The following is an 11,389-nucleotide window of genomic DNA, read 5'->3' on the forward strand; positions in this document are numbered from 1 at the left end:
CAATCCCTCTCTTTCTTTTCTAAATATACCTTTTTCTATTTTTTTATCCGTTCAATTTAGTATTAGACAATTATTTTATTTTTTATATTTCACTTTCTAATTGAATTTCATAAGATATTAATTCCAAAACTTTTTTTAAAATATCTTCTGAAACTTTTTCAATTTTTTTGTATCCTCTTTCTTCAATATCTAAAGTCCTAATATGTTCACATAAAATTGTTCCAGTTGTTTTAGTATTTTTTAAATTAATATGCAAAGGAAAGTCTTTTATTGTATTAGTAATAGGACAAACTATTGCAAGTTTTGTTTTTTCATTAAAAAAATTATTGCTCACCACTAAAACCGGTCTATATCCAGCCTGTTCATGTCCTTTATTTGGATTAAAATTAATCTTTATTATATCTCCTTGATTTACCATACCTCTTTTCCAATACTTTCTCCCCAATCAATAGATTCTAATTCGTAATTTTCTTCATAATCTAAAAATAAGTCTTTTATATTTTTAACAGATTTCTCTATTTTTAAAACTTTATTTTGAGTAGATAATTTTAATTCATCTCCTAATTTAAAACCTAATTCTTCTAAAATTTCTTTAGAAATTCTTATTCCTTGACTATTTCCCCATTTTGATAAAATAGTATTCATAATAAACCTCCAAAATTTATATTTTTATTAGTTTATACATAGTATAAACCAAAATAATAACTTTGTCAAGGTTTTTATTAAAATTTATGAGAAATATTTAATTTTCAGGGTACATTTTTTATAATTATTAATTCTTTTTAAATTTTTTAAAATATATTACTACTCCTAATGAGGCTAGTAAAACAACTAATACTATATAACTTAATATATTTGGCTTATCTTTTGATTTTGATGTTTTCTTCTTTTCTTCAGTTTTATTGTCTTTTGTAGTTTCTTTCTTTTCTTCAGTTTTTTTAGTTGTTTCTTCAGTATTTTCTTTACTTTCTTTTAATTTTGAAGAAAAATTACTTTCTGCATTTTGAACTTTTATTAAGGTCTTTAAATCATCTTCATTTAATTCAGTAAGAAATTTTACTTCTTTTTTATTTTTATAGTAATCTACAACTAATACAAATTCTTTTCCTGTTTCAGCTTCTAATGTTATAAACTGTCTGTTTTGTACTATATCTTTTTCTGAACTACTATCTTTTGTAGTTTCTTTTTTCTTTTCTTCCTGTTTGTTTTTATCAGACTCAGAAGAATTTTCATCTTTTTTATTTATATTTAATTTTTTCTGTTCGTTATTATCTTTGTTTTCTTCCAATGTTATTTCAGTTTGTGCAAAAATATTTTTAGATGGACTAAATACAAACAACGCAAGAACAAAAATTAAAAGTATTTTTAATGAATATTTATTTTTTTTCATTTCTAATCTCCTTCTGAAAATCTATTTTTATTAGATATTTTATCTTTAAATTTAGGATAAAATACTTTTCCTACTATACCTAAAACAACTAAAACTATTGATATGATTATTAATTTAATAATAGTAATTTTTTTACTCTTTGATTTTTCTTTTTTTGTTTTTTCTTCTAACAATTTTTTATCTTCTGCTTCTCGTTCTTTTTCTTTTTCTTCTTTAATTTTTTCTTCTTCTTGCTTTTTCTTTTCTAACTCAATTTTTTCCTTTTGTGAAATTATATTTAACATATCAGTTTCTGTTGATTCGGTTAAAAATTTTACATTTTTATTTGATTTTGTATAATCAATTATTATATTGAATTTTATTCCATTCTTAGTTTCTATAGGTAGAAACTGTATTTTTTCTTTAGGCACTACTTTATTTTCATTTTCATCAACACTTGATTTTAAACTTATTGTGCTATCTGTTTTCTTAGTAGGCTCTAAGTTTAAAGGTAATTTAGGTAAATTAGAACCATTTGTAATAGTTGAATTTATATTTTCGTTTTTTTCATCTATTACTTTTGAATCTTTAACAAAGTCTAAAGATGTTCTCTTATCTTCTTTCTTTTCTTCTACAATAGGTTTTTCAACTAATTTATTTTCACTTTTTTTATCTTCTGTAATTACTGGTTTAACTTCATCCAACTCCATTTCTAAAGCATTTATTTTAGTATTTGAAAATATAAAAAATGTTAATAATAGAAGAAATATTTTTTTAATTTTCATAAAAATTCTCCTTTTCATCTAAATTTTTTATCATTTCTAAAATTTTAGATAATGATAAATCTTTTTCTAGAAGAAAATTAACTAAGATTTCAGTTTTTTCAGATTTAAGTAATTCTATCGCTTCACTTTCTTCCTTTATTTTTTTTTGTTTAATTTCTATTTCTTTTTCAATTTTTATTAATTTTTTATTTATTAAATCATCTGTTTTTAATTTAGCCATGTTTCCTCCTGTTTTCTATTGCTTAGGTCTGCCAAAACTATAAAAGTGCTGTTTCCAGTACGGTGTATCAATCCTTGAATACTGGATAGGATCTCCGGCATGAATCATATATCCATTTCCTACATAAATTCCAACATGAGATATTGGTTCTCCTGAATTATAAGTATTTTTAAAAAATATAATATCACCAGCCTTTGCTTCACTTGGTGAAACGGGATTACAATAATTTTTGTATATTAACCAGGCTGTTGTTCTAGGCATTTTTTTCACACCAGCATGTGTATAAACCCAACAAACAAATGATGAACAGTCAAAATTAGCTGGTCCATTAGCTCCAAATACATATCTTTTCCCGAGATGTTTATTCGCTTCTTGGACTATTTTTTTTACTGTTTCATTATCTATTTTTAAACTAGGTACATTTTGTGCTGAGCCATTTAAATGATATTCTCCTTCTCCTTTTGTTTTTAAAACATACTCTTGATATTTATCTTTTTCTTTTTCAGATAAAGACAAATACATATAAGGATTTACATATAATTCACTTGATTTTGTTGAAAACCATCCAAATTTTTTACCTGTTTTTGGATTTATATTTTCTTTTTTTATTATTATTCCTATTTTTTCTCCTGAAGCTTTACCAATTTTAGCTCTTTGTTTTATTGGCTTTTTTGTCTTTTCATCTTCTTTAGAAATATTTCTTACAACTTCTCCATTTTGAACAGTTGCTTCTACACCTTTTAAATATATTTTTGTTGTATCATCTATTATTAATTCTAAAATTCCATCTCTTTTATTTTCATAATAGTTTACCTTTGTTGAAGAATAATCAAAACCATTTAATGTATAAATATCTTCTCCTTTTTTACAGTCTAAATAAAAATATGTGTCTTCATAATCTCTATATTTTATTTGCTTATCTTTTATATAATATCCTTGCATTTCTGGATTTCTTGATAACCAAGTTTGGTCTTTAAAAGGAGAAACTAATATTTGCCAACTTCCTCTATTATTTACAATTTCATTAAACATTTTCATAACGTCTTCAAAGTTTGCACCTTTTGTCCACTCTGCTTCATTGCTAAAATCTTCTGAAATTAGAAAACTAAAATCCTTTTTTGATAAGTTCACATTATATGTTCCAAAAAATTTAAAAGCTTTAGTTTGTCTTTTTACTTTATTTCCTTCTCCATCTTCTACTTCAACTTCTTTAATATATTCAAATTTTCTAAGTTTTAATTCATCATAATACTTATACATTCTTTCAAAGATTTCATCTAATTCTTTTTCTTTAAAATCAAAACTTTTCTGTTTATGAATTAAGGTTAAATAGGCTAAAAGTTCTTCAGGAATATGTCCTATCGGAGCAATATTATAATTAACAGATTCTATTTCTAAATCTTCATCATCATACTTTCCTTTATCTCCCTTCTTATATTTTTGTATTTCATTTTTTTCAACTTTTAACTGTAACTCTAGTTCTTTTTTTTTAAAATAATCTACTATTTCTAAAGCTGATTCATCATGTGTTGTATAAGAGGTAGATGATAAAGCTGTTCCTCCATTAAAGCAAGAAAATAAAAGTATCACCGGAAGCATAACTATTAATACATATTTTATTAAATTTCTCGCTATATACTTATTTAGATTAATAAACCCTTCTTTTGATTTTTTAAAAATATTTTTAAAGAAATTTTTTATTCCTTTTTTTGTACTATTTTTAAAATCTTTAAGTTTCTTTTTTCTAAATTTCCTATCTTTTAAAAATTTTTTTGTCCCTTTTAAAGTTCTTGTCGTTTTATTTGCTATATTTTTAGATAATACCACTGGTTTTTTTATAGTTCTTATGGTATTATCTTTAGCATTTCTTATATGTGCTAATCCTCTTTCTTTTCTAAAAGTAGTTTCAACTTTAGCTTTATTATATAAAGAATAATTAGATTTATTTTTTAAGTTATTATAAATTTCATTTTTTAGTTCTTTCTTTTCTTCTTTATACTTTTTCTTTAAAACTTTTTTATTTTTCTTATGTTCTATTTTTCTTTCTTTTAGTTTTTTTCTATTTATCTTTAAATTTCTTCTATTTTCTAGTTTAGAGGTAGCACTTTTTATTGACTTGAATCTATTAAAATCATTTTTTAAATCTCTTTGAACATCTTTATTTAAATCATTAGTGGAAGAAACTGAAGAAGTATAGTAAAATTTTTGATTTTTACTAAAATTTTTTAAATTTTTTATACTTCTCCTTCTATTATTCAAAAGTTTATTATTATTTTTTCTAATATTTTTTCTTTCACTTTTAAAAGATTTTTTTGTTTCTAAATTTGATTTAACTTTTGTTCTTATACTGTTTTCTTCTAATTTTAATTTGTTATTTGAGTCAAAATTTTTTAAAGTTCTAAGTCTATTACTTTTTAAACTCCTAAATTCTTTACTTTTTAATATTTTTTTATTTGAATTTTTTATTAATACACTTGAATTTTGTCTATTTATTTTACTATTTTCTACTTGAGTTTTATTTATATATTTATTTGAGTTTCTTTGTAATGTTCGTTTTTCACTCATAGACAACCTCCTAAGTTTTAATTTCTTCTATATTTTGAATTATTCAAATCGTTAAAATTAGTAGTCATAAGTTTATAAAGTTTTGTATCTTTTGGGAAATCATCTCTAAATGGTAAAATTAATTCGTTATATTTTATTAATCCTTCCCCTTGACCTGAATCTGTTATATAAGATAATTGATGTTCTGAAATATTAAGTCTTCTTGCTAGTTCTTCTTTGTCTCCTCCACTTTGATTTAAAAGATAGATGAAGTCTGTATTATCAAATATATTTTCTATTTCTTTTGATTTTAATAGGTCTTTTACATTTTGTGTAATTCCAGTTGGAATACCACCCCATTTTCTAAATCTTTTCCACATTTCTACTGAATACTGAGCTGTTTGCTTGTTATTTAATAGTAAGTGAAATTCATCTATATAATACCTTGTTGTCTTTCCAGCATGTCTATTTTTACTAACTCTATTCCAAACTGCGTCATATATTATCAGCATTCCTATTTTTTGAAGTTGTTTCCCTATCTCTTTTATATCAAAAGAAATTAATCTATTTTTGATATTTATATTTGACCTATGATTGAATATATTTAAAGAACCTTTTACATAAATTTCCATTTCTGTAGCTAAATTTTCTCCTATATCTCCTTGCTCTTTTAAGAGCATATATAAATCAGATAAAATAGGCATATTTTCTGGAACCGGATTTTCAAAATATTTTTTATACAATTTAGGTAGACACCTATCTATTATTGATATTTCAGCTGCACTTAATCCAACAGAATTACTATTATTATTACTAGTTACAAGTTCAAATAAAGATAAAATAAAGTCCGATTTTAATGGTAGTGGGTCTTCTTCTCCTGTTATATCTATATCTAATGGGTTTATATATTCTTTAGATACAGGACTTATTTTTATCGTTTGTCCTCCAAAAGCTTTAACTAAATCTCCATATTCAGATTCTGGGTCGCATATTACTACGTCATCTTCTGTAATCAAAACTGCATTTATCATTTCTCTTTTAGCACTAAATGATTTTCCTGAACCCGGTGTTCCTAAAACTAATCCATTAGGATTTTTTAATAACGTTCTATCACACATTATCATATTATTAGATAAAGCATTAAGCCCATAATATAAACTCTTGTTTGAACTTTGAAAAAGCTCTTGTGTTAAAAAAGGAATAAATATTGCAAGTGAACTTGTAGTTAGCATTCTATCCATTTCTATTTTATTTTTTCCAATAGGTAAAATTGTATTTAAAGCTTGCTCCTGTCTATATGAAAGATTTGTCATACTGCAAAAATATTTATTTAAAATTTCTTTTATATTTTCTTTTTTTGTATCTAATTCTTTTTCACTTTCAGCTTCAAACGATATTAGTATCGTTACTAAAAACATTTTTTCGTTTCCATACTGTAAATCATACAATAAACCATCTGTTTCTTTTTCAAAGATTTCTAACTTTGCTGGTAAAACATCTTGTGAAAAGCCATTTTGATAAGCTTTTTGTTGGTAATCTACTTTCTTTTGCTTTATAGTTGTATCTTTGTTATGAATAAATTTTAAGGATTCTTTTCTATCTATTGCTTTTATTGAAAAAGTTACAACTATATTGTCTTCTATGTCTAAAATATCTGATAATAATGTATCTGATAATTCAGATGAATCTATAGATAAGTAAACTGTTTGATAAAATTTCTTATCCATTTCAATAAATTGTTTTGATGAAAAATTCATATAACTTGGAGAAATTATGGCCTTTGTAGGAACTCCTTGTTCTTTTACTAATTTCCATTCTTCATCTAAATTAAATTCTTTTTCTGAATTAATTAAAGAATGAAATAATCTCAATCTATCTCTTCCATCTAATTTTTCTGTTTTTACTCCTAATTTCTTATAATTATTTGCTATATTAATTTCTACTTTTTCCAACCTTTTTATTGCTGTTTCTAAATCTTTTTCTTCTACAGTAAAAGTAATATATTTGCTTTTTTCAATTCCATTATTTCCTTTTGTTTTCTGATTTTTAAGCATATTAAAATATTCTTCTCTTAAATATTCATATCCATCAGTTTTTTCTTTTTTTATATGCTCAAAATCTTTTCCGTCATTTAAACCTTCATTTTTTCTATTAACAAAACTAAATTGAATTTCTGTATCTTCATTAAAAGAGTTTAAAAAATTACAATATAATTTAAAAATTGTCTCTTTATCTTCTTCTTTTGCTAAAAGATAGTTAATATCCGAAAATTTTAATGTTTTAGAAAAATGAGTGTTATCTATTTGACAAATTCCATTCTTTTTCATAATATTATATTGTATTGTATCTAAAGTTGTTACTTTAGGTTTGGAATTAAAATCTTTCAATATCTTAAACATTTATTTTCTCCATTTCAGTATTTTTATATTTTTCTAATTCTTTATCACTTGGTAAAATTTCATATAAATTTTTGTAATTTAAAAATCTAATTTTTTTGTTTTTATTTTCTTGCAAATATCTATATTTTAAAAGTTCAGCTAGATTCATTCCATCTTTTTTGTAAAATAAATTTGCAAATATTGGAACTACACTTAAAAAAGCAAGGACTGAAGATATAAATATATCATCAATAAATATCTTTGAAACTGCATAAGTAGAAAATAAAACTGGTGTAGCTACAATAAGATGAACTAATTGTTTCTTCGTTAGATTCTTAAAAAAACTATCTTCAATTTCTCTTAAATCTTTTGGTACTGCCACTATTTTCATCTAACTACCCCCTTATTCCTAAAAATTGTTCTGAAATATCTTCAACTTTATCAAAAGCTAAAGATATACAACTTATATAAGCAACCATCTTTAATAAACTTAAAATTATTCCTTGATATGTTATTTCTGCTTTTGTAAAATCAGTTAAAATAAAACTATTCCAAACTACATTTAACATTTTTATTAAGAGCAAAAAAATCGCAACTTGTAAGCAAACCGCAAAAACTTTTCTTAAAAAATTCCAAGTTTGCGATTCATATTTTGAACTTGTAATTAAAGACATTGGTATAGCACCAAAACATAATAAAAATAGCATATCAAACATTCTTTTAAATACTGCTATTAATATTTTTATAAGTTTTGTTATTGATAAAACAGAACATATTGTTGTTCCTAACATTAATATAAAAGCTGTTCCTGTTGATAAATTATTAGCTACTTGCTTTTTCCATTCAGCTATATTCTTTATAGCAAAATCTATATTTTCTTGTTTTAAATGGGTATTATTTATAAAAATTTTACTTAAAATTAAAATTCCATTTATTATTTCAAAAGATTTGCTTATGAAAAATAATGCAATGATTATTCTAAATAACCATTTAAATAAATATTCATCTTGCATTGTTTTCATATTATTATGTTCTAAAAAAGAATCAATTAATTCTTTTGTCATTAAAAAAGCTAAAACTAAAACTGCTAAAGGAACTATTACATTTCCATGAACATTTTTTACTAATGTATATAACTCTTCGTTCCATTCTTTAGGCATAAGTTTAAGGGAATCTATAGCTGAACCTGTAATAGCATTCATAATATAAGCTAACATTGATAATAGTTTTGCTGTTATTTCTACTAAAAAAGATGTAACCCATTTATCAAGTGCTTCTACAAACCATCCCATAATTTACTTCCTATCTATCTAACTAAATAGATTTGAAATTAACGGTTTTAATACACTTGATAACAAATAACCGGAAAGTCCTATTCCTAATGCTCCTTCAATAAATCCCATTGCTTTAGATTTTGCATGAGGGTCTTGCTCTCTATTGGCTTTTGAATAGGCATAAACTCCATATATTCCCATTAAGATTGCCCCAATGTATAAAAGAGATGACAATCCTGTTATTACTTTTCCAACTGCATTAGTTACTTCTCCAGAATCTATATCTGCAAATACACTTTTATTTAACATAAATGTAAAAGCTAATGTATTAGCTAATACTACTCCAAATTTATCTTTATATTTTTTAAATTTACTTTTTCTTTTAATTGTTATTTTATTATTTTCCAATGTTTTTTCCCTCCAATTTAAAATTCTTCTTCATCTTCAATTTCTTCTACAAAATCATCTTCTAGTAAATCTTTTTTAACAAGAAGAACACTTTCATCATCCCTATCAACTTCTTTAAATTCTTTTAACTTGTTATTTCCGAAACTAACAGAATTTACAAGCAAATAAAATCTCCTATAAGCTGTTCCATCATCTAGTGTTACAACATAATCTCTAAGTTTTCCAATAACACCAATTTCATATCCTTTTTTCATAAATTCACCAATATTCTCAGCTAATTTACCATAGGCTATACAAGATAGATATGTTATTCTATCTTTTTCTTTGATTCTTTCATTAACAGCTATTGAAAATTGAACTTTTATACCATTTTCTGTTTCTACAACAACCGGGTCTTTAGTTAAATTTCCAACCATTGTTACAATGTTAATATTCATTGTATTTCCTCCTTTAATTTTTTTTATAATTTATTTATATCATAAAAAAAAACTTATAATTAACAATTTTTGTACATTTTTACACTTTTGCTTTTTATTTTGTGTAAACTCTTTTAAAAGTGTTTACTTATTTATTCTTTTAATTTAAATATATTTGCTACAATTTCTGAAAAATTCTTAATTGTTTTTTTTATTTCTCTTTTTTCATAGTAGTATTTTACATTTAAATATTTTATTGTTTTTTGTTTTAAATAATAATCTTCTAAAATAGATTTTTCTATATCAGAATATGAATCAAAAATTTTTTTAAATTTAGTATATTCTTCTTCTGAATAAATATTTTTAAGCAAATATAATTCTTCCTCTATCTTAAAATTTTCTCTTATAGTTAATTTTTTTTCTAAAATTATATCTTTTATTTCAATATCACTCTTTAATTTTTTTCTTAAAAGTCTTGACAAAATTTTTTGCAAATTTTTTAATTTTTTATTGTTATAGGCTAATTTTTTTTCTAAATTTTTTCTTTTTTCTTTTCTTATTTCATGTAAATCTTTTTCTATGAAAAACAACTTTATTAATTGTTGTAAATCTATATTTTTGTAATATTTATACATCTTACTCATCCCTATCAATATATGCTTTTAAATTATCAAATTCTTTAAAAATAAAGTCTAAATTTAAATTCTTTACTGTTTCATCATCATATTCATTAACTGGTTTTTTTAAAAGGGTTGTTTTATTTATTATCTCTTTATGTGGTATTATACTTATAACTAAATCATCATCTTGTATTGCATTTAATAAATCATTACTGGATGTAGTATTATGCTTTATCATATTTGCTATAAATAACATTTTTGCTTTTATTAATGATTTTTTAGTTCTTCTATCTATATTAGACCTATCATTTTTCCACATATCAAATTTAGTTGGAAAAATATTTCTATTTTCATATCCAAACTCACTTGGTTCAATTAGAGATATAATATAATCACTTACTGCTATTGCATTTTTAGTTATTGTTCCAAAATCAGGATGACAATCTATTAATATATAATCATATTTTTCAAAATCTGAAAAATTTCCGTCTATATAATCCCAAAGAAAATAATTTTTTGAATCTATAGTTTGTAGTCTGCCTTCAATATCATCTAAATTTAAAGAACTATATATAATATCTAAATTTTCCTTTATCGTATGGATTACAACTTTTTTATTTTTTTCAAAAATGTTTATAAATGATGTTTTCATATTAAATCCATATTTATCTTCATCATAAAAGCCATATAATGATGATAAAGAACATTGATGGTCTGTATCTATTAATAAAACCTTATTATATTTAGATAAATATTCTCCAAAATTATATAAAATTGTTGTTTTTCCAACTCCGCCTTTTAATGCAGAAAATGATACTATTTTCATATTATTCTCCTCTCTCTAAATCTTTAATAACTTTGTAATCTTCTTCAATTAATGCTTCTGTATATGAGAATTTATCATCATCAATAACTGATATTTCAAAAGATGATGATTCATTTATATAAACTATTCTTCCATTTATTTCTTCTTCTGAAAATATTATTTCATCATTATCATAAATTTCATTTCCATAAAAATCGTCTTGTCCTGTATATTCAAAAAACTCATAATCATATATCTCTCCATCTATTTCATATAAATCAAAGTTTTTTAAATCTAACACTTTAAATCTATTTTCAAAAACATCAAAAATTAATTTTTCATTCTTTTTTTCCATCTTAGTAACATATTCTTTAGTAATTTTATTAAAAACTTTTAATTTTAATTTTTTCATTTTATCCTCCTTATACATAATATTTGTATAATTATGCAAAAATCTTATAGTTTTTTAGTAATTTTTATTTGTAAATAAATTTCCCTAAATTGCAAGAATAAATTAGCCACATAAAAATAATTCTCTAGGCGTTTTGTAATTGAATATTTTTTTAGGAT

At 23.0% G+C, this 11,389-nt stretch carries 14 protein-coding genes; all 14 read right to left on the reverse strand.

Annotated features, from left to right (window positions below; translation table 11 throughout):
- Nucleotides 1–82: 82 nt before the first annotated feature.
- Nucleotides 83–418, reverse strand: coding sequence for a type II toxin-antitoxin system PemK/MazF family toxin (locus tag IBJ83_RS07915; protein WP_201276028.1), 336 nt, complete (start codon nt 416–418; stop codon nt 83–85).
- Nucleotides 412–645, reverse strand: coding sequence for an AbrB/MazE/SpoVT family DNA-binding domain-containing protein (locus tag IBJ83_RS07920; RefSeq protein ID WP_201276029.1), 234 nt, complete (start codon nt 643–645; stop codon nt 412–414). Before IBJ83_RS07920 ends, IBJ83_RS07915 begins: the two co-directional genes overlap by 7 nt.
- A 127-nt stretch (nt 646–772) precedes the next feature.
- The gene (locus tag IBJ83_RS07925; RefSeq protein WP_201276030.1) at nt 773–1,390 is read right to left on the reverse strand and encodes a CD1107 family mobile element protein; all 618 of its coding nucleotides are present in this window, start codon (nt 1,388–1,390) and stop codon (nt 773–775) included.
- 2 nt (nt 1,391–1,392) lie between these two features.
- A complete protein-coding gene (locus IBJ83_RS07930) occupies nt 1,393–2,154 on the reverse strand; it encodes a CD1107 family mobile element protein (RefSeq protein WP_201276031.1) in 762 nt (253 codons plus the stop codon).
- A complete protein-coding gene (locus tag IBJ83_RS07935) occupies nt 2,144–2,374 on the reverse strand; it encodes a hypothetical protein (RefSeq protein ID WP_201276032.1) in 231 nt (76 codons plus the stop codon). Before IBJ83_RS07935 ends, IBJ83_RS07930 begins: the two co-directional genes overlap by 11 nt.
- 15 nt (nt 2,375–2,389) lie before the next feature.
- Nucleotides 2,390–4,939, reverse strand: a complete 2,550-nt coding sequence (locus IBJ83_RS08460) for a C40 family peptidase (RefSeq protein WP_231698916.1) — start codon at nt 4,937–4,939, stop codon at nt 2,390–2,392.
- 17 nt (nt 4,940–4,956) lie between these two features.
- Nucleotides 4,957–7,317 (reverse strand): VirB4-like conjugal transfer ATPase, CD1110 family, encoded by a 2,361-nt coding sequence (locus tag IBJ83_RS07945; RefSeq protein ID WP_231698917.1) that lies wholly within the window; start codon nt 7,315–7,317, stop codon nt 4,957–4,959.
- The gene (locus IBJ83_RS07950) at nt 7,310–7,687 is read right to left on the reverse strand and encodes a PrgI family protein (RefSeq protein WP_231698918.1); all 378 of its coding nucleotides are present in this window, start codon (nt 7,685–7,687) and stop codon (nt 7,310–7,312) included. The genes IBJ83_RS07945 and IBJ83_RS07950 overlap by 8 nt, the downstream gene beginning before the upstream one ends.
- 4 nt (nt 7,688–7,691) lie before the next feature.
- Complete coding sequence (locus IBJ83_RS07955; RefSeq protein ID WP_201276033.1) at nt 7,692–8,588, reverse strand: VirB6/TrbL-like conjugal transfer protein, CD1112 family; 897 nt, start codon at nt 8,586–8,588, stop codon at nt 7,692–7,694.
- A gap of 18 nt (nt 8,589–8,606) precedes the next feature.
- Nucleotides 8,607–8,978, reverse strand: coding sequence for a hypothetical protein (locus IBJ83_RS07960; protein WP_201276034.1), 372 nt, complete (start codon nt 8,976–8,978; stop codon nt 8,607–8,609).
- 17 nt (nt 8,979–8,995) lie between these two features.
- A complete protein-coding gene (locus IBJ83_RS07965; protein ID WP_201276035.1) occupies nt 8,996–9,415 on the reverse strand; it encodes a single-stranded DNA-binding protein in 420 nt (139 codons plus the stop codon).
- Nucleotides 9,416–9,546: 131 nt separating this feature from the next.
- Nucleotides 9,547–10,029 (reverse strand): hypothetical protein, encoded by a 483-nt coding sequence (locus tag IBJ83_RS07970; protein WP_201276036.1) that lies wholly within the window; start codon nt 10,027–10,029, stop codon nt 9,547–9,549.
- 1 nt (nt 10,030) lies between these two features.
- Complete coding sequence (locus IBJ83_RS07975; protein WP_231698919.1) at nt 10,031–10,840, reverse strand: ParA family protein; 810 nt, start codon at nt 10,838–10,840, stop codon at nt 10,031–10,033.
- A 1-nt stretch (nt 10,841) separates the two neighbouring features.
- Nucleotides 10,842–11,231 (reverse strand): hypothetical protein, encoded by a 390-nt coding sequence (locus tag IBJ83_RS07980; RefSeq protein WP_201276037.1) that lies wholly within the window; start codon nt 11,229–11,231, stop codon nt 10,842–10,844.
- Nucleotides 11,232–11,389 lie beyond the last annotated feature (158 nt).

It is taken from the genome of Parvimonas parva, from assembly GCF_016552165.1.
Lineage (GTDB): Bacteria > Bacillota > Clostridia > Tissierellales > Peptoniphilaceae > Parvimonas > Parvimonas parva.

Excerpts from the sequence above, each read along its gene's own strand:
- IBJ83_RS07915 (WP_201276028.1), bottom strand. The coding sequence starts at position 418 with ATGGTAAATCAAGGAGATATAATAAAGATTAATTTTAATCCAAATAAA.
- IBJ83_RS07950 (WP_231698918.1), bottom strand. The coding sequence starts at position 7,687 with ATGAAAATAGTGGCAGTACCAAAAGATTTAAGAGAAATTGAAGATAGT.
- IBJ83_RS07955 (WP_201276033.1), bottom strand. The coding sequence starts at position 8,588 with ATGGGATGGTTTGTAGAAGCACTTGATAAATGGGTTACATCTTTTTTA.
- IBJ83_RS07980 (WP_201276037.1), bottom strand. The coding sequence starts at position 11,231 with ATGAAAAAATTAAAATTAAAAGTTTTTAATAAAATTACTAAAGAATAT.
- IBJ83_RS07975 (WP_231698919.1), bottom strand. The coding sequence starts at position 10,840 with ATGAAAATAGTATCATTTTCTGCATTAAAAGGCGGAGTTGGAAAAACA.
- IBJ83_RS07925 (WP_201276030.1), bottom strand. The coding sequence starts at position 1,390 with ATGAAAAAAAATAAATATTCATTAAAAATACTTTTAATTTTTGTTCTT.
- IBJ83_RS07920 (WP_201276029.1), bottom strand. The coding sequence starts at position 645 with ATGAATACTATTTTATCAAAATGGGGAAATAGTCAAGGAATAAGAATT.
- IBJ83_RS07970 (WP_201276036.1), bottom strand. The coding sequence starts at position 10,029 with ATGTATAAATATTACAAAAATATAGATTTACAACAATTAATAAAGTTG.
- IBJ83_RS07965 (WP_201276035.1), bottom strand. The coding sequence starts at position 9,415 with ATGAATATTAACATTGTAACAATGGTTGGAAATTTAACTAAAGACCCG.
- IBJ83_RS07945 (WP_231698917.1), bottom strand. The coding sequence starts at position 7,317 with ATGTTTAAGATATTGAAAGATTTTAATTCCAAACCTAAAGTAACAACT.
- IBJ83_RS08460 (WP_231698916.1), bottom strand. The coding sequence starts at position 4,939 with ATGAGTGAAAAACGAACATTACAAAGAAACTCAAATAAATATATAAAT.
- IBJ83_RS07935 (WP_201276032.1), bottom strand. The coding sequence starts at position 2,374 with ATGGCTAAATTAAAAACAGATGATTTAATAAATAAAAAATTAATAAAA.
- IBJ83_RS07930 (WP_201276031.1), bottom strand. The coding sequence starts at position 2,154 with ATGAAAATTAAAAAAATATTTCTTCTATTATTAACATTTTTTATATTT.